The 19361-nt window shown below is 30.9% G+C and carries 12 protein-coding genes; 6 read left to right on the top strand and 6 right to left on the bottom strand.

Annotated elements, in window-relative coordinates:
• The first annotated feature begins 270 nt into the window (after positions 1-270).
• The 5 genes from EXC42_RS00855 (at position 271) to EXC42_RS05870 (ending at position 5556) form a co-directional block, all read left to right on the top strand.
• Positions 271-1086, top strand: coding sequence for a hypothetical protein (locus EXC42_RS00855; RefSeq protein ID WP_012498094.1), 816 nt, complete (start codon positions 271-273; stop codon positions 1084-1086).
• 342 nt (positions 1087-1428) lie between these two features.
• A complete protein-coding gene (locus tag EXC42_RS05875; protein ID WP_012498093.1) occupies positions 1429-2013 on the top strand; it encodes a hypothetical protein in 585 nt (194 codons plus the stop codon).
• A 512-nt stretch (positions 2014-2525) separates the two neighbouring features.
• The gene (locus tag EXC42_RS00845; RefSeq protein WP_012498092.1) at positions 2526-3326 is read left to right on the top strand and encodes a GumC domain-containing protein; all 801 of its coding nucleotides are present in this window, start codon (positions 2526-2528) and stop codon (positions 3324-3326) included.
• Positions 3327-3696: 370 nt separating this feature from the next.
• Positions 3697-4539 carry a hypothetical protein gene (locus EXC42_RS00840; RefSeq protein WP_012498091.1) on the top strand — a complete coding sequence of 281 codons (843 nt, stop codon included), beginning with the start codon at positions 3697-3699 and terminating at the stop codon, positions 4537-4539.
• A 195-nt stretch (positions 4540-4734) separates the two neighbouring features.
• Entirely contained in the window at positions 4735-5556 is an 822-nt protein-coding gene (locus EXC42_RS05870; RefSeq protein WP_012498090.1) for a hypothetical protein, read from the top strand.
• Positions 5557-5691: 135 nt separating this feature from the next.
• On the opposite strand, the gene metG is transcribed toward EXC42_RS05870, so the two are convergent.
• Both metG and EXC42_RS00825 read right to left on the bottom strand, forming a co-directional pair.
• On the bottom strand, positions 5692-7245 hold the full coding sequence (gene metG / locus EXC42_RS00830; protein WP_012498089.1) for a methionine--tRNA ligase: 1554 nt from the start codon (positions 7243-7245) through the stop codon (positions 5692-5694).
• Between the two features lie 2 nt (positions 7246-7247).
• On the bottom strand, positions 7248-8039 hold the full coding sequence (locus EXC42_RS00825; RefSeq protein WP_012498088.1) for a tRNA1(Val) (adenine(37)-N6)-methyltransferase: 792 nt from the start codon (positions 8037-8039) through the stop codon (positions 7248-7250).
• A gap of 470 nt (positions 8040-8509) precedes the next feature.
• On the opposite strand from EXC42_RS00825, the gene EXC42_RS05865 reads away from it, so the two are divergent.
• On the top strand, positions 8510-10057 hold the full coding sequence (locus EXC42_RS05865; RefSeq protein ID WP_012498087.1) for a hypothetical protein: 1548 nt from the start codon (positions 8510-8512) through the stop codon (positions 10055-10057).
• 105 nt (positions 10058-10162) lie between these two features.
• Here the strand turns inward: EXC42_RS05865 and rpoC are convergent, their stop codons facing one another.
• The 4 genes from rpoC to rplJ all read right to left on the bottom strand — a co-directional run bounded on the left by rpoC (position 10163) and on the right by rplJ (position 19241).
• Positions 10163-14557 (bottom strand): DNA-directed RNA polymerase subunit beta', encoded by a 4395-nt coding sequence (rpoC, locus tag EXC42_RS00815; protein WP_129648850.1) that lies wholly within the window; start codon positions 14555-14557, stop codon positions 10163-10165.
• Complete coding sequence (gene rpoB, locus EXC42_RS00810) at positions 14557-18150, bottom strand: DNA-directed RNA polymerase subunit beta (RefSeq protein WP_129648848.1); 3594 nt, start codon at positions 18148-18150, stop codon at positions 14557-14559. The genes rpoC and rpoB overlap by 1 nt, the downstream gene beginning before the upstream one ends.
• 158 nt (positions 18151-18308) lie before the next feature.
• A complete protein-coding gene (rplL, locus tag EXC42_RS00805; protein WP_012498084.1) occupies positions 18309-18680 on the bottom strand; it encodes a 50S ribosomal protein L7/L12 in 372 nt (123 codons plus the stop codon).
• 63 nt (positions 18681-18743) lie between these two features.
• Entirely contained in the window at positions 18744-19241 is a 498-nt protein-coding gene (gene rplJ / locus EXC42_RS00800; RefSeq protein ID WP_012498083.1) for a 50S ribosomal protein L10, read from the bottom strand.
• Positions 19242-19361: the final 120 nt, after the last annotated feature.

Genomic DNA, 19361 nt, shown 5'->3' with positions numbered 1-19361 from the left:
ATGTTTTTTATATATTAATTTAAAAAACCGAAAATTATTAAAATTTTTAAACATAGTTAAATCTATTAAGGTTTCCTAATTTGTATTCACAAAATTCACCATCGTGGATATTTTTATTGCTAATTTAAACATTGTTTATCTAAATTTGATGTTTTTTTTTTTTTTTGTAAAATGGCTTTGTTACTTGAGATTTGTTGAAACAAGTAACTCCGAAATAAATATTTATTAATAAAAAAACTAATTAATTAGAAAAGGAATTTTTGAATAATAATGAAAAAGTCTAAAAAAGCACTTAGCCTATTATTAGCTAGTGTTGGAAGTCTTTCTTTATTCGCAACTTCAGTCGTAGCTGCGGCTTGCGATAATACTAATAAAAAACCTGAGGAGCCAAAAAAGCCTGAGGAACCTAAAAAAGAAGAGCCTAAGAAGGAAGATCCTAAACAAGATCCAAAAGATAAACCTAAAGAAGAACCCAAAAAGGATGAACCTAAAAAAGAAAAGCCTAAGAAGGAAGATCCTAAACAAGATCCAAAAGATAAACCTAAAGAAGAACCCAAAAAATCTCCTGAAGAAAGATTACTAGAGCTAAACAGTCTAAAAAAAGAGATCACAAAAAAACGAGCAGAATTCGAAAAAACCATAAAAAATGGAATTAGTAAAGAATTGACTAAGAAAATTTTAGAAGATGTTAAAGAAGAGTTTAAAAAAGCTGAAGATGCTCTAAAAGAGATTGGAAACAAATTTCACTTTAGATCGCTTAAAGACGGATTTGAAAAATTGGTTTCTGAACTAAAAAAATTGGAAAACATTCTTCAAGAAAAAAGACTATTAGAACTAAATGATCTTAAAAAAGAGATTGCAAAGAAACAAGAAGAAATTAAAAAAACCATAAAAGCCGATAACAACATTGATAAAGAAGAAGCTAAAAAAGCATTGCCAAAAATTAAAGAGGAATTAAAAAAAGCTGAAGATGCTCTAAAAGAAATTGGAAACAAATTTCACTTTAGATCGCTTAAAGACGGATTTGAAAAATTGGTTTCTGATCTAAAAGAATTAGAAAAGAAAGCCGAAGAAGCTTCAAAATAGTTTAAATCAATTAATTTAAAGTTGCAATTAATAATTCATTTCAAAAGTCGCAATTTTAAGTGCGATGTTGAGATTAATTAACATTAAATAAAGGTTCTCAATTTTTTGAGGGCTTTTATTTTTGCTTATGATTATTTTTTATTACTAAATGCTAATTAAATTTCAGAAAAAAATCACCATTTGGTCAAATTAAAATGGATATTTTTAACTCCTTTAACGAAATTGTGAGTTTTTTTTTTTTTGTAGAATTGCCTACGTTACTTAATTTTTAACAAAGTAACTTTAAGGATAAATATTTATTAATAAAAAACTAATTAATTAGAAAAGGAATTTTACATAATAATGAAAAAGTCTAAAAAAGCACTTAGCTTATTATTAGCTGGTGTTGGAAGCATTTCTTTATTTGCGACTTCAATCGTAGCTGCGGCTTGCGATAATACTGATAAAAAACTAGAAGAACCTAAAAAAGACGGCCAAAAGAAAGAAGATTCAAAGAAACCGAATACTAAGGATTCTAATAAACCTGATGAAGGTACGACTCCTAAAGAAGAAAAACAAAATCCTCACGTTCCAAAAGGTCAACCTGAATGAGAAGATGAATTGCATAAATTCGGTCAGCCTGATGAAAATGCCACTCCTAAAGAAGAAAAACAAAATCCTCACGTTCCAAAAGGTCAACCTGAATGAGAAGATGAATTGCATAAATTCGGTCAGCCTGATGAAAATGCCACTCCTAAAGAAGAAAAACAAAATCCTCACGTTCCAAAAGGTCAACCTGAATGAGAAGATGAATTGCATAAATTCGGTCAGCCTGATGAAAATGCCACTCCTAAAGAAGAAAAACAAAATCCTCACGTTCCAAAAGGTCAACCTGAATGAGAAGATGAATTGCACAGTTCTGGAGAAACAAGCAAAAATAGCAATTAGGAATTTGTAAAATAAAACTTATAAATAATAAAAAGAAATAAAAATTTACATATAAAAGTAAATATTAAAAACTAGGCAATATTAAAAATATTCCCGGTCATTAGACTAAAACTAATAATCGGGAATATTTTTATTTATCATCAAACAAATTTATTAATCGAAAAAATAATTTTTTTAGTAAATAAAAGGCTATTTTTTAAATAAAAAATTTAGCCAGGAAATGATTATATGAGTGAATCCTTATCAATATATTTCTTATATATTCATTTAAAAATCTGAAAATTATTAAAATTTTAAGCATATTTAAATCTATAAAGATTTACTAATTTGTATCCATAAAATTCACCATTGTGGATATTTTTATTGTTAATTTAAACATTGTTTATCTAAATTTGATGTTTTTTTTTTTTTTTGTAGAATAGGCTACGTTACTTAATTTTTAATAAAGTAACTAAAGGATAAATATTTATTAATAAAAAACTAATTAATTAGAAAAGGAAATTCAAATAATAATGAAAAAGTCTAAAAAAGCACTTAGCCTATTATTAGCTAGTCTTGGAAGTCTTTCTTTATTCGCAACTTCAGTCGTAGCTGCGGCTTGCGATAATACTAATAAAAAACTAGAAGAACCTAAAAAAGAGGATCCTAAGAAGGAAGAACCAAAGAAAGACGAGCCCAAAAAAGAAGATCCTAAAAAGGATGAACCTAAAAAAGAGGATCCTAAGAAGGAAGATCCTAAGCAAAATCCAAAAGATGAGCCTAAAGAAGAGCCCAAAAAATCTCCTGAAGAAAGATTACTAGAGCTAAACATCCTAAAAAAAGAGATTGCAAAGAAACAAGTAGAACTTGAAAAAACCATAAAAAGCGATATTAGTAAAGAACTAGCTACAAAAATATTGTCAGAAGTTAAAGAAGAACTAAAAAAAGCTGAAGATGCTTTAAAAGAAATTGAAAGCAAATCTTATCTTAAAACTCTTAAGGATGGATTTAACAAATTAATTTCTAGCCTAAAAGAATTAGAAAAGAAAGTAGAAAGCATTCTTAAAGAAAAAAGACTATTGGAACTAAATGATCTTAAAAAAGAGATTGCAAAGAAACAAAAAGAGTTTGAAAAAACTTTAGACGATAATAGTAGCGATAAAGAAAAAGCCAAAAAAACTTTAAATGAGATTAAAGAAGAATTAAAAAAGGCTGAAGATGCTTTAAAAGAAATCGGAGATAAGTTTTACTTTAAATCACTTAAAGACGGATTTAACGAACTAGTAACTGAGTTAAAAAAATTAGAAAAGAAAGCTGAAGAAGCTTCAAAATAGTTAACATTAAATAAAAGTTCTCATTTTTTTGAGGGCTTTTATTTTTGCTTATAACATTTTTATACTATATTTTATGCTACGTTTAAGGTAGACCAAAAAATTGGTTCTTTTTTAAACAACAAAAATATTTCGAAATTAGACTTTAAAGTTTTAAACTATTGTTTATTTTTAAAAAAGATTCATTAAATTTCAAAAAAAAATCACTATTTAGTCAAATTAAAATGGATATTTTTAACTCCTTTAACGAAATTTCGAGTTTTTTTTTTTTTTTGTAGAATTGCATACGTTACTTGATTTTTAATAAAGTAACTTAAGGATAAATATTTATTAATAAAAAACTAATTAATTAGAAAAGGAATTTTACATAATAATGAAAAAGTCAAAAAAAGCACTTAGCCTATTATTAGCTAGTGTTGGAAGCCTTTCTTTATTCACAACTTCAGTCGTAGCTGCGGCTTGCGATAATACTAATAAAAAACCAGAAGAACCTAAAAAGGATGAACCTAAAAAAGAGGATCCAAAAAAAGAAGAGCCAAAGAAAGACGAGCTCAAAAAAGAAGATCCTAAAAAGGATGAACCTAAAAAAGAGGATCCTAAGAAGGAAGATCCTAAGCAAAATCCAAAAGATGAGCCTAAAGAAGAGCCCAAAAAATCTCCTGAAGAAAGATTATTAGAATTAAATAAACTTAAAAAAGAGATTACAAAAAAACATGAAGATCTTACAAAAATTATAGATGATCCAAAAACAAAAACTGATAAAGCTTTGGCTAAAAAAACTTTATTAGAAGTTCAAGAAGAACTCAAAAAAGTAGAAGATGCTTTAAAAGAAATTGAAGGCAAGTTTTATCTTAAAACCCTTGAAAAAGGATTTAAAGATTTGGAATCTAAATTAAAAGAATTAGAGAAAAAAGCAGAAGAACTTGCTAAACAAACTCCTGAAGAAAGATTATTAGAATTAAATAAACTTAAAAAAGAGATTACAAAAAAACATGAAGATCTTACAAAAATTATAGATGATCCAAAAACAAAAGCTGATAAAGCTTTGGCCAAAAAAACTTTAAATGAGATTAAAGAGGAATTAAAAAAGGCTGAAGATGCTTTAAAAGAAATTGAAGGCAAGTTTTATCTTAAAACCCTTGAAAAAGGATTTAAAGATTTGGAAACTAAATTAAAAGAATTAGAGAAAAAAGTTAAAGAAATTTTAAAACAATAAAAATAAATCTATTAAAGCGGCCATTAAGTCGCTTTTTTAATTATTTAAATTTATTATTTTATACATTTTTTCGCTTAAATAAATGATTAATTATCAAGCAAAATTTTTAAATAAGATTTATTTTTTAGTTGAAAAATAATTTAAAATTAATGCTTATTTGAAAGAATAAATTAAACGAAAGAACATTATATATAAATGAAAAAATCAAAAAATTCTCTTAATCTATTAATAACGGTGGCATTAGGAACGGTAGTATCTACAACAGGAATAGTAACGATTGCTTGCGAAAATTTTATAATACCTAATAAAAAAGACCAACAAGATAGTAAAGAAAAACAAGCTAGTGAAAATAAAATAGATAAAGAATTAATAGATGCCAATGAAACTCTAAATGCTTTAAATCAAAAGTTTGATGATCTTGAAACAACATTTAAAGGAATTAACAAAGATAAAGATATCAAAACATTAATTAAAATATGAATTTCCTTAACTAATGACTATGAAAAACTATTTCAAGATCTAAATGACTTAAAAAGTAAAATTCTACTAATAGAAGAGGCAATCGAAAAAACAAAATACACAAAAGCTTGGAAAAAATTTGATGAATTAGCAGGGAAAGTTACTGTTTTTAAAATTAAAATTAGTGCTAGTTGAGAGATTATAAAAGCCGCCAAAAAAGTTTATGAAGAGCAAAAAGAAAAAGCTAAAAGTCAATTTGAAAAACTTTTAGTAGCTGCCCAAAAAGTTTTAAATGAACTACAAACCGAAGTCCTGGTTGTTGATCTATACAACCAATCGGAAATTGAAAATTTAAAAAGAATCCTTGTAAGTTTAGAAATATTGACAAAACAATATGAAGAACTTGCCAAAGCCGCCGAAGCTATTCAAGATAGTAGCATAGATGAAGAAATAAAAAGCGATCTAAAGAAAATTTCGTATTTGAAAGAAGAAATTTCTAATTTCTTAAAACCACAAAAAGAAATAGACAGTCATAAAATAAACAATATTTCTCAATAAGAATTCAAATCAAATAAATTCTAAAATAAGTTTAAATCTTAATTATTCATATTGCCTTTTGATAAATAAAAATACAGTTTTGAAGCGAACTGTATTTTTTAAAATGAAAAGATATTATTTTTAAAGACTTAGTTATTACTTATTAATTCTTGGAAATACAATGTTATCAACAAATACTTCTTTATAATCAAACTTATTAAAATTAAAAATTAAACCTTTAGACAATTTTGTTTGACATAAAAATTGATTTATTCGGGCGCTTTTGATTGGAAAAGCAACGCTTAGCATGTAATTAACTACGTAAATTCCGTTTAGTAGTGTGTTTAAGACAACATTTAATCTTTCTAGATTATCTTTTAATTTTCATGGCTCGTTACGATCAATGTATTCGTTTAAAAAACTACTTAATTCAACTGCCTTCTTTAAGGCCTTATCAGCATAAAAATTATTAAAATGTTCGCAATAAGATTGATATAGTTGTTCAATTTTTAAGTAAAGTTCTTTATCCAATGCCAAGAGATCTTTTTCTTGATAAGTAGTGCCTTCTTTAAAAGATTGGTTAACCATTTTAATTGTGCGATTAACTAGATTACCGAAGTTATTGGCCAAATCAGCATTTAGAACATTAATAAGTAAACTCTCACTAAAAGCAAAGTCACTATCAATGTTCACTTGCGAGCTAAAGAAATACTTCACTTCTTCAATGCCGTATTTTTTAACAAGAGGAAGAGGATCAATGACATTGCCCTTTGATTTTGACATCTTGCCTTCTGGCGTCACAATTCATGAGTGTACTATTTCTTTTGTTGGTAGCTTAAGATCTAAGGCTTGTAAAAAAATTGGTCAATAAATGCAATGGAAGCGACTAATTTCTTTACCTAAAATGTGCACTCGCTCTGTGCCATTAACTCAGAATTTTTGATAATTTTCATCATCTTCTTCTCAAAAATTGAGCGCTGTTAAATAATTAAATAAAGCATCAAGTCAAACATAAATAACATGGGTTTTTTTGTCTTGATATTGGTCTAGTTTAATGCCTCAGTCAAATGAAACTCTTGTAACAGAAAGATCTTCAAGACCTGGATTAATAAAATTATTAAGCATTTCGTTGATCGTTGCTTTTGAGCTTACAAAATCAGGATTATTTTCAAAATAGTCTTTAATTCAAGGACCAAAACTTGACATTTTGAAAAAATAGCTCTCTTCACTAACTACATTTAGTTTGTGCTTCGAAGTAGGATGATAGTACTCACCGTTTATTAAAAATGCTTGGGATTTAGTTAAAAACTCTTCATCTTCAACAGAATATAGCCCTTCGTATTTTCCTTTATAAATAAAGCCCTTTTTAAGTAAAGCATCAAATACTTTTTTAACAATGACTTCATGTTTAGGAGAAGTTGTCCGCGAAAAAAAGTCATAATCAATTTTTAGATCGTCTCATAATTCAAGAAAAATCTTCGCTTGCTCATCAGCATATGCTTGGTCGCTCAAATTTGCAAGTTTAGCTTTTTGAGCGATTTTTTGGCCGTGTTCATCAATGCCTGTTACAAAAAAAGTATCATAACCTTCATTACGTTTAAAATTACGATAAACCCATGCCAAAGTTGTCGTCAGTAAATGACCAATATGAAGCTTGCCGCTTGGATAGTAAATTGGTGTGCTAATATAAAATGTTTTTTTTGTTTCCATTGCTATTCTCCTTTAATTTTAGACTTAATTGGACTATATAATTCTTTAACTTCGTCACGATAACTATGGTCAGAGCGATCATCATTGTGTAAATAAATATTTTTATGAAAAAATGTGCCTCATCCTGAGTTAAAACGGCTCTCAACTAAACAAAATTTGGGCAAGCTATTCACTCTAGTATAAACAATTTGCACACGTTTAGGCTCAAAATTATATTTTCTTAGTGCACAAATTAAATCAACATATCTTGCCATTGGCATAACCATTGTTAAATAGCCTTTTTGCTCAATGATTTTGCTAGCTGATGAAATCAGTTCTTCTAAAGTTAAATTAATTTCATGAGTTGCTAATTTTTGCGCCATGGTACCGGATGTTTTGGTTTGGTTGTAATTTTCATTATAATATGGCGGGTTAGCAATAATTGATGAATATTTCTTAGCCATTTGATTGCCGCAACGATAAGCGTAATCTTTGGCATATTTTTTAAAATCACCTTCAATGACTCTAATTTGTTTATCAAGACCGTTCATTTTAACATTTTCATTGGCAATTTCGATAGCATCATGTTGAATTTCGACTGCGTCAATGGTGATTTTGGGATTTCTTGAAGCAACAAAGATTGCCAAAGCTCCATTATTTGTACCAACTTCTAAAATATTAGAAACATTGCGATTAATGGCAATAAAATTACCTAACAAAATTGTATCAACCGAATAATTAAACATCTCTTTATCCTGATAAACAAAGAGATTACCGCTAAAACCTAAATTGTTTTTTACAACACTTTTTTTCATGATTAAGTTAATTTAATAAATTATAAATAATTAATCAATAGATAAGACTAAAACCAAAAAAGTATTTTGTAGAGGCACTCTCATTATGAAAGTTACATTAAAATCTAAAAATTAAAAGATTTTACAAAAACTATTTTGAAGTAAGAAAATAACTCAAAACAATTAATGTAAATAAAAATAAGAAATTAAAAAAATGTAGATGAATTTATAAGCGAAATTAAAAAAATAAAGTAAGAATTATCTAAGTAAATTGCAATATTGAATTTTATCTAAAAGAATAAAATATCGCTTTTTTATTAAATTCATTAAAAACTAATTGCTCAAAATGATTTGAATGCAACTAAAATTAATCCTTATTAAAAACGAGCCCACTAGTTGTTTTTTCAATTTTAGTTTTTAACAAAAGCTTTTGCCTTCGTATTCAAATTTATTAAACTATAATAATTAATAACTATTTTAAGGAGCATTTTATGAAAAATTTGAGCGATAATTTCCTTAATTTTAAAAAAGACTTTTTTGAAGTCACTAAAGACATTGATCAAGTGAGCATTTTTTTACTCGCTTCATGCAATACTGGAAAGATCTTTCACCATCCTCTTAATTTAAACACTAAAGAAAGTACCAAAAACATTGCCAAATTACATCATACTTTAAAAGAGTTTCAAGCTGGCGATAGTATGGAAGTGAAAATGTTTTCAAGGCTAACACTTCCTGATGAAAATTTCTGATTCGAGGATGAAATCTACCGGATTTACATCAAAGAAAGCGAAAAATCGAGTCAAAAGGGGGATGTCTTAAAAAGCAATTTGTTTTTTATTTCAATTTTTAATAACGGATCAATTATTTTTAGCATAGAAAACAATTTACTAAGACTTTTCAATGATGATGAGTATTTAAGACATTTATATGAAGATTATTTTATACTTGAAGTGCCCGGTCGGAAGAAAAACATTTTCCATCGCAATGAAGAACACTGGGATAATTTAAATGTTTTTTCCAAGTTTGACACTGCAACAAAAATTAATTTCTTTAAACAAGACTTGCTAGAAAAGCTAAAGTTAGAGAACTCGCAAGATAACGGCTATGGTTATGAATTAATTAAAGTAAAAAAACTAATCCAATCTTTTCTTGATCATTGAAATGACAAAAGAAAAATGTTTAAGAAAAAAATTAGCGAGCAAATTATGCTAAATTACTATTCACTATTTACAATTAATTCCGAAGCTATTAATGACAAGCTTTGTTTATCGCTTTCTAAGAGCAACAAAATTTTTAAAGAAGATATACATACATTTTTAGCTCAATTAAACGATAGTAAAAAATACGAAAATGTTACTAATATTTTAAAATGAGAAGAGTATAGCAAAGTTGATAAGAATAAAAATTCTGCTAGTAATAACAAAATTGTTGATGAAAATAAAAGGTTTATTTTTTACTATGATTTAATGAACGCAACACTTTGTTCTGAACATACAAATGTTGAGCTTTTCACTAATGCTGATGATTTATTTAAAGTAACGCTTTCTTATTTTTATTACATTCACGCAATGGCAACATTTATTGATATTTTTAGCAACGAAAACAATAATCGTTTAATTACTAAAGGTTTTTATGTCATTAAAAATACTAGAAACGCTCTAAACTATTACAGTAGCACTATCAAAAACTATTTAGAAAATGCCGCAAATCTAAACCGCGAGTTAATTAAAGACATTAAACAATACATTTATCGCAACTCACAAATTGAAAATAAAATTGCTAATGCTACAGTTGTGGCTAATACTATTTATAGTTATCTAGAAACAAAAAATGAAAAAGCTAAAGCAATTAATAACGGAATTTTGCGATTTATCATTTTAATCTTTGCTTCTTTAACGGCTTATAATATCATTTTTCATTTTATCAAAGATTCGGTGCATGTTCGCTTATATAACTACATTATTATTCCAATTCTTTGTTTGATTATTATCATTGGCGCTCTTTCGGCGTATCGCTCTAGTCGTTCCTCAAAAGGATAGTAATTTTGATTTCCACCTTAAGTAAAGATAAAAATTAAAAATTTGCAATTAAAAAAATGCTAGTTATTGCTAACCTAGCATTTTTATTATTATTTTTGGAAGTTTCTAATCTTCATTCTCATAGAAGTCATTTTCTTCATCTTCAACACTAATATCTGAATCATCAACTTCAATAATTTGTTGTTGTTCATCTTCTAGTTCTTGGTGATAACTTTCTAAATCAACTGGGATAAATTCACTATCACTAGTTTCTAGTTCTGGTTTTCTAAAGTAATCAATTGATGGACGAATATCATATTTTGAATGTGATTCAAAAGGATATAGCGCGGTTCCAGCAGGAATTTTCTTACCAACAATAATATTTTCTTTTAGCCCTGATAAGCTATCACTTCTTGAAGAAATTGCTGCATGAACCAAAATTTTAGAAGTTTCTTGATAAGAAGCAGCTGCTAAGAATGAATCAGAAAGTAATGGTACTTGTTTTGCTCCTTTAATAACAACTTTCCCAAATGCAGGACGTTTACGTTGTGATAGTAAAGTTGCGTTTTCTTCTTGATAGTCAAAGATGTCAACAATAGCTCCGGCAAAGAATTTTGAATCACCGGGATCATGAATAACGATTTTTGACATCATTTGGCGAATGATAATTTCGATATATTTATCTGAAATGGCAATCCCTTGAATCCGATAGATTTTTTGAATTTCTTTTAGTAAGTAGTTTTGAACGGTGATAGTGTCAGTTAATTCTAGAAGTTCTTTGACAATAACTGGTCCTTCTGATAGTTTTTGACCAACTTTAACATGATCACCAACTTTAACCCTTAGTTTCTTAGTTGTGTAAACATGAACTTTTTTGTTAACGGTTTCTTTTTTCGAGTTAACTACTTTAATAGTTAATAAATGCGAGTTAACATTTTTATCTTCTACTAGATCTTCAACAATTTCTCCTTCATAAGGTGAAATAACCGCTGGACGACCTCAAGGTTGTTCATGGGCATCGATTAATTCAATTAGCCGTGGGAACCCACCGGTAATATCCTCAGCACCAGCAACCCCACCAGTATGGAAGACACGCATGGTAAGTTGTGTACCTGGTTCACCAATTGATTGAGCGGCAATAATTCCGACTGCTTCTCCTATGTTAACAACCCTATTTGTTGCCAAGTCTTTTCCAAAACACATCTTACATACGCCATTTTTAGTGTTGCAGCCTAAGACTGAACGAATCTCAACTTCTTTAACGCCTTCATCAATAATTTTTTGGGCAAGTTTATCAGTAATTAGAGTGTTTCGTTTAGCAAGTTCTTGTTTGGTTTTTTCGCCAATGATTGGTTTATTAGCATAACGACCAATAATTCTTTCTTTTAAAGGAACAATAATTTGACCATTTTTAGTGTCCACAATGTCACGAACAATATGGCCATAGTCTGAACCACAGTTTTCTTTACGTACAACAATATTTTGTGCAACGTCAACTAGTCTTCTAGTTAAATAACCAGATTTAGCAGTGTTAAGTGCCGTATCAGTTGCACCCTTTCTTGTTCCGTGAGTTGATGAATAGAATTCAAAAGCCGTTAGTCCCTCGATAAATGAAGATTTAACTGGGATTTCAACCGTACTTCTAACTACCCGTTCATTTTTAACGTCAGCACGAGTGGACTTTGTGTTGTTTGCCATCAAGCCCCGCATACCAGCAAGTTGAACATAGTTAGAGATATTACCTCTTGCCCCCGAGTTAATCATCGTAATAATTGGGTTACGAGGATTTTCTTTAATAATTTGTTGTAACTCACCTTGAACTTTGGCTTTAATATCAGTTCATTTTTTAATGGTTAATGAATAACGGTCATCGTCTGAGATTAGTCCGTCGTTATAGTATTGTTTTAATTGTGCAATGTAAGCATCACCTTCAGCAATGTATTCTGGTTTTTTATCAGTTTCTAAAATATCTGAAATAGCAAAGGTAATTCCTGAAAGTGAAGAGTATTTAAAGCCAAGATCTTTAATATCATCTAGAATAGAAGCAACCATATTAGTGTATCTAAATCAAACATCATCTAGGATTTCAGCTTTTTCTTCAGCATTTAATGGCACTTCTAAGCCTTCAATATGTCTTTGACTACGAGCTTTAGTTTTTTCAGTAGCACTTCTTGTTAGAGCGGCTAGAATAATGGCATGTTCTTGGTCAACTTTACGATCATCATAAGTTTTTAGGTTCAAATAGTTTAAGACAATATTTGAAAGTGGCACATCATTTAATTGATCAATAACACCAGCAACATCTTGAAGAGTTAAAGCTGCAACATATTTATCAAAAACATAACGAATAATTTTAGCAATGTTTTTCTTGTTAAAAGCATCAAGAACAGGCAATTCCATTTTAATGTGTTCAATGACATTGGTTCCTGCCGGAATAATGTATTTATTAACTTTTTCACTATATTGTTCTAGTGAGGTAGCTTCGGTAACTTTGTTGTCAAAAATAAATGGGAAACTTTTTGGGAAGATATTGTTGAAAATGAATTTCCCTACGGTTGAGATGATATATCTTTGACTTTCGCGTGAAGCAAATGCCTTAATTTTTGAGTTTTTAACTTCTTCGATTGGTAAGGCTACTCTAGCGTGTAATGAAACTTTTTTAGCTTCATAAGCACGAATCATATGCTCGTAATTGTCAAAAATTCTTCCTTCTCCTAAAGCACCTGGTTCTTCAATTGTTAGATAGTAGATTCCTAAAATCATATCTTGTGAAGGGTTGATAATTGGTTCACCATCTTTAGTTCCCAAAATGTTTTTATTAGCAAGCATCAATTCACGGCTTTCTAGTAAAGCACGTTCAGAAATTGGCACGTGAACAGCCATTTGGTCACCATCGAAGTCAGCGTTAAACGGAGTACATACAAGTGGGTGCAAGCGAATAGCCTTTCCTCTTACTAAGACAGGTTCAAAAGCTTGAATTGATAGTCTATGCAAAGTAGGAGCACGGTTAAGAAGAACTAATCTACCTTTAATAACCTCAGCGATATGTGGTCAAATAACAGGATTTTGATCTTCTAGCATTTTCTTAGCATTTTTAATTGTGGTTGCCACTTCTTTTTCAATTAAACGGTGAATGATTCAAGGTTCAAAAAGTTTGGCGGCCATTTCCCGTGGAATACCACATTGGTGCATTTTTAAATTAGGACCAACGACAATAACTGAACGTCCCGAGTAGTCTACCCGTTTACCTAGCAAGTTTTGTCTAAAACGACCTTTTTTACCAGTTAAAGCGTCACTGATTGATTTAAAAGGACGATTATCTTTTGAAAGAACTGGATTAGGCGATCTTCTAGCATTATCAATTAAAGCATCGACTGCTTCTTGAATCATTCTTAGTTCATTTTGAATAACTAAAGTAGGAGCGTCTTTTTCTTGTCATTGTTTTAGACGATTATTTCTAATAATTACCCGGCGGTACAGTTCGTTAATATCAGAAGTTGAGTGACGGCCACCATCTAATTGAATTAGTGGACGAAGATCAGCGGGAATAACTGGTAAGTTATAAATTAACATGCTAGTTGGTTCTTGTTTTGATTCAATAAAAGCATTAATTACTTGAAGACGTTTATATAACTTTTCTCTAGTTTGGCGCGAAGTTGAAGCGATTTTAGCACCGCTCATAATTTCTTCATCATTAATCTTTTTAATTTTGGCACTAACAAGTTCTTTTTCTTTTTGAAGATCAAGATTTTTTAGCAAGTACTCAATTGCTTGAGCGCCAGTACCAATTTTAGCCTCTGAGTAATGTTCGATTACTTCGTTTAGTTCATAGAAGTCAATTCCATAGTCTTGACCAATTTTTGAAGATGCTTTTTCAATTAAGTTATCAAGAGTTTCGCGAATATCTTCATAATCTTCAGTCCCTGGCTCAAAACGAGTGATTAACTCTTCTAGAGCGTCTTTATAAATAACAGCAGCAACATTAATGTCAATAATTAAGTTTTTAGGCAAGGCTTTAATCCCGCCTGATTCTAGAACAATGTGGCTTTTGTAGTAAATTAAGTTTTCAAGATCGATTCTTCTAACTGGCTCTGTATTTGGACGGCCTGCTACAGTTAGACCTAACAATTTAAAAATAATTGAGTGATCCACTTTAAAGAATCAAAAATGTACTACCGGGCTATTTAGCTTAATGTGGCCCATGTGGTTACGACGTGAGATTTTTGGTAGAATTTCAACTTTTTCTTGTTTACATAGTTCAGTCTTAGAGCAAAAACTACCTTCGTTGATTTTCTTGTACTTATGGCCACAAATTGGACAACGATAGTCAATCATTGGACCAAAGATAATTTCATCAAACAAACCGCCACGTTCAGGCTTATAGCTTTTGTAGTTAATAGTTTCCGGTTTCGTAACTTCACCATGTGATCATGATTCAACATCGTCAGGAGTTGCTAAGGCAAGCGAAATTTTAGCAATTTTGTCACTGTCAAGAGTGGCGTATTTACGTGATTTTTTCATTATTCTGCTCCTCCTTCAATTTCTTGATAATACTTGGTATCTACACGATTATCAACTTCATCTAGTTCACCACTTTCATTTTGTTCGTGAACCTCTAGTTTAATACCAAGGCCTCGTAGTTCATATGCTAGTACGTTAAATGATTCTGGCATACCAGCTTTAGGTAAACGTGAATTGGTTGCTAGTGAATTATATAGTTGGTTTCGACCAATAATGTTGTCAGATTTATAAGTTAGTAGTTCTTGTAGCACATTGGTTGCCCCATACGATTCAATAGCTCAGGTTTCCATTTCTCCGAATCTTTGTCCCCCGTTTTGCGATTTACCACCCAATGGTTGTTGGGTAATAAGTGAATAAGGGCCAACCGAACGTGAGTGCATTTTGTCATCAACCATGTGGTAAAGTTTTAGCATATACATAACTCCAACCGAAATTGGGTTATCTAATTTTTCCCCAGTTTGACCACTATATACAACTGTCTTACCGCTAGAATCTAAATTAGCTTCTTCTAAAATTTCTTTAATTTGGTTGTGAGTAATTCCATCAAAAACAGGAGTAACAAATTTTGTATTTAACTTACGAGCCGCAAATCCTAAGTGAAGTTCCAACACTTGACCAATATTCATCCGCGAAGGCACTCCTTGTGGGTTTAGAACCATGTCAAGTGGCGTACCATCTTCTAAATAAGGCATCTCTTCAACCGGAAGAACGATTGAAATAACCCCTTTGTTTCCGTGACGGCCAGCCATTTTATCACCGACTTTAATTTTTCTTTTTTGCGCGATTGATACTTTAACAATTTTTTCAATGCCATCTTCAAGTTGATCGCCTAATTCACGACTTAAAATTTCAACCGCAACAACGGTTCCGTTATGTCCGTGTTTAACTTTCAAAGAAGTATCTTTTCTTGAAGCAGTTTTTTGGCCAAAAATAGCAGCCATCAGTCTTTCTTCTGGGGTTGGGTTTTCTTCACCTTTTGGCGAGGTTCTTCCAACTAAGATATCACCTGCTGAAACTTCTGAGCCAATACGCACAATACCGTCTTCATTTAAGAAACGTTTTGAAAAGTTCGATGCATTAGGAATATCGCTTGTTAATCAATCTTCGCCAGCTTTTGAGTGACGAAATTGGATGACTTGTTCTTCAATATGAATTGATGTATAAACATCGTCTTTTACTAATCTTTCTGAGATAACCACAGCATCTTCATAGTTATATCCTTTTCAAGTTGTAAAACCGACAAGGATATTTTTTCCTAGAGCAAGTTCGCCATTTTTCATCGAAGGGCCATCGACTAATAAATCGCCAGCTTTAATTTCTTGACCAACTTTAACAAGGGGAACTTGGTGAATCAAGGTACCTTGGTTACTACGTTCAAAAGTTCTTAAATGGTATGATTCAACTTTTGATGAACCCGCCGTTTGAACTTTAATAACATTAGCATCAACGTAAGTCACGACTCCGTCTTTACTTGCCCGAGTGTTAGTTGAAGAGTATTTAGCAATGTCAGCTTCTACTCCGGTTGCTACTAGAGGAGCTTCTGGACTAATAATTGGGACTGCTTGACGTTGCATGTTTGATCCCATTAATGCCCGGTAAGCATCGTCGTTTTCTAGGAAAGGAATAGCAGAAGCGGCAATGGAAGTAATTTGCCGGTTATTAACACCAACAAAATCGACTTCTTCAGCATTAACTTCAATGTATTCGTTATCGTAACGAACTAGCACACGGTCATCAACAATATAGTCATCTTTAATATTGATTGTTGATTGCGCAAAGGTATAACCACTTTCTTCAATGGCGGTTAAATAAATTGCTTCTGAGAAATCAATTTTACGATTTTTTACTCTGAAGTATGGACTTTGAATAAAACCGTGTTTATCAATTTGCGCAAATGAAGCCATGTTTAAGATCAGTCCAATGTTTGGTCCTTCAGGAGTTTCGATTGGACAAATTCTACCAAAGTGAGTAGGGTGAACGTCCCGCACCTCAAATTGAGCGGTGTCTCTATTAAGGCCCCGTGGTCCTAGCGAAGTAATTCTTCTTTTATTAGAAATTTCGGCAAGCGGATTACATTGATCCATGAACTGTGAAAGTTTCGAGGTGTTGAAGAATGATTTGAATTGATTGAAAATTGGCCGGTTGTTAGTTACATTTTTCGGTGTAATTTTGTCAATATCTTTAGCTGAGATTCGTTCTTTAGTGTTTTTTTCTAATTTAATTAATCCAACACGGAATTGGTTTTGTAGAAGTTCGCCAATTGTAACAATTCTTTTATTAACTAATGAGTCAGGGTCATCATCAAAACCGACTTTGTCAATTAGATTAAAGTAATATGAAATAGTAGCAATTAAGTCAGGAATTAATAAGAAAGTTTCAGTTGCTGTTGGGTCATTTCCTAGCACTTCCACAGAATGATCATTTAACTTGTCCTTTTCGGTTGGATAAATTCATACTCTTGGGGCATATAAACGTGTTTCTAAACTTTCATTCCCTGGGTTGTCAATTTGACTACCATAAGCTTCTTTATCAATGTCAGGCAGTCTTCACATTGCCAAAATGCCTTCTTCAAAATCGGCGTGAATTTGTTTAGCAATGTCTCAAGTGATAAACGTGTCCTTTTCGTATTTAACTTCGCCAGTTTTTGTTAAAAGATCTTCGGCTAAATATGAATTGGCAATTCTTTCAATAACGTTTAATTTTCGATTTAAAGTGAAACGACCAGTTTCGGAAAGATTGTAACGTTTGGCGTTAAATAAAATTGAAGGAATAAGGTTCCTTGCACTATCAGCGGTCATTCGATCGCCCTTACGAATTAGGCGGTAGATTGTTTCTTGAGCTTCACGAATAGTATCTTCGGCGGTTTCACCTAGAATTTTGTCTTTTTTAAATGTTTCCTCCAGTTCTTTTGATTGGCCAAACATTTCATAAATTCCATTTTTACTAAAACCTAGTGCTTTTAGTAAAACAGTTAAATAAAACGATTTATTTTTATCAATATGAACTTTAATTGGGTCAACTACGTTTGAAGTTACTTTGTGATAGATTTCCAGTCAAGAGCCGATTTGGGGAATGATTTCAACCTTGTTAAATAAGTCGTTTGCTTGTTTATTTCGTACTCCAACACCAAAATAAGCACCAGTTGAACGAATCAACTGTGATACTATTACTTTTTCTGAACCGTTAATGATAAAAGAACCACCGTAAGTCATAATCGGGATTTCCGCAAAAACAACTTCTGCATCTTCAACTTCACCAGTTTCAATGTTGGTTTGACGTAGTTTTGCTTTTAGCTTACCAACGTATGATGAACCTTTTTGTTTTGCTTCTTTAATGCACTCAAATTCTGATTTTTTGGGAATTTCAAAATGAGCGGTGTTAAGTATATATTCAATTCTTACTTTACCGGCGGTTTCAATTGGATAAATTTCGCGTAGTTCTTCTTCAATACCAGTATTAAGAAACTTCACCACTGAAAGACGTTGCATCTCTAAATAGTCAGGGGTTTCAAATTTCTTTTGACTAAGCGAATAATCCCTTCTTTCGGTAATTGGGCCAAATTTTCTTAATTCATATTTTGTTTCCATTGCCATATGCTACCTCTAAATTTAATTATTTTTATGCTCGATACTAAACAATGTAGTATGATTATTGCAAAGCTTGTTAATAAAACACTACTTCTTCAAGGGTGTTTTTTTGTTATAAAAATTCAAAAAACGGCTTGTAAAAGCCTTTTTTTGAAAAAAAGTTATTAGTCTAAAGTAATTTCAGCTTTAGCTTCAGTCAGTTTAGCTTTTAGCTCTTCAGCTTCTTCTTTTTTAACGTTTTCTTTTAGTAGAACTGGTGCTGATTCAACTAATTTTTTAGCGTCCATTAGTCCTAGACCTAATAAGTCTTTAACTGCTTTAATAACAGCTAATTTATTACCACCATCTGATTTTAATGTTACGTTGAAGGTAGTTTTTTCCTCAGCGGCTTCAGCAGCAGGAGCAGCAGCGGCTGCAACAACTGCAGTAGGATCAATTCCAAATTCTTCTTTTAAGCCATCAATAAGTTCCATTACTTCTTTGATGTTCATTTCTTTAAGTGCAGAAACAAATTCTGCTTTTGTTAATTTTGCCATAAGCGTTTTTCTCCTTTGAAAAATTATTTACAATAAAAGTTATAAAAATGTTTTTTAAACTAATTAAGCTAAACATTTTCCTTCATCAATTACCATTTTAAGACCAATTGCTAGGTTTCTTAGTGGGCTAATTAATGAATTTCCTAAGATCATTAGTGATTCTTCGTATGAAGGTAGTTTTGCAATTTCGTCTAACGATTTTGCATCGACAACTTTATTTTCATAAATTCCGGCCACAATTTCCAAGGCAGGAAATTGTTTTTTGAATTTAGTTAAAGCTTTAATTGCAGAAAGATCATCGCCTTTTGCAAAAGCATAAATGTTTTGTCCAACAAGATGTTTTGCCAGTTCATCGTATTTAAGTTCAGCTAAGGCATGTTTTACTAAACGATTTTTGTAAACTTTTAGCATTACATTAAACTTGCTTAACTCTTCTCTAATGGTTTGTAAGCTAACAACATCTAAAGTTTTGTAATTAGCAACAATTAGTGATTTTGAGGAACTTAAATTGTCAGCGATTTCTTTAACAACTAAAGTTTTAGCGTCTCTTAACGCACTCATGCTTGAAATCCTCCTCTAAAATTATTAGCAATAAAAGAAAAAAGTAAACATACTCGGTAACAAATTAAGCGTTTTGCAGTTACTGTCTTCATATATTGCCCCCATATTTTACCATTTTTT

Origin of the sequence: Metamycoplasma arthritidis, assembly GCF_900660715.1 — a bacterium.
Classification (GTDB): domain Bacteria; phylum Bacillota_I; class Bacilli_A; order Mycoplasmatales; family Metamycoplasmataceae; genus Metamycoplasma; species Metamycoplasma arthritidis.
The sequence above is the reverse complement of the archived record's forward strand: the minus strand, read 5'-3'. Positions and strand labels throughout refer to the sequence as shown.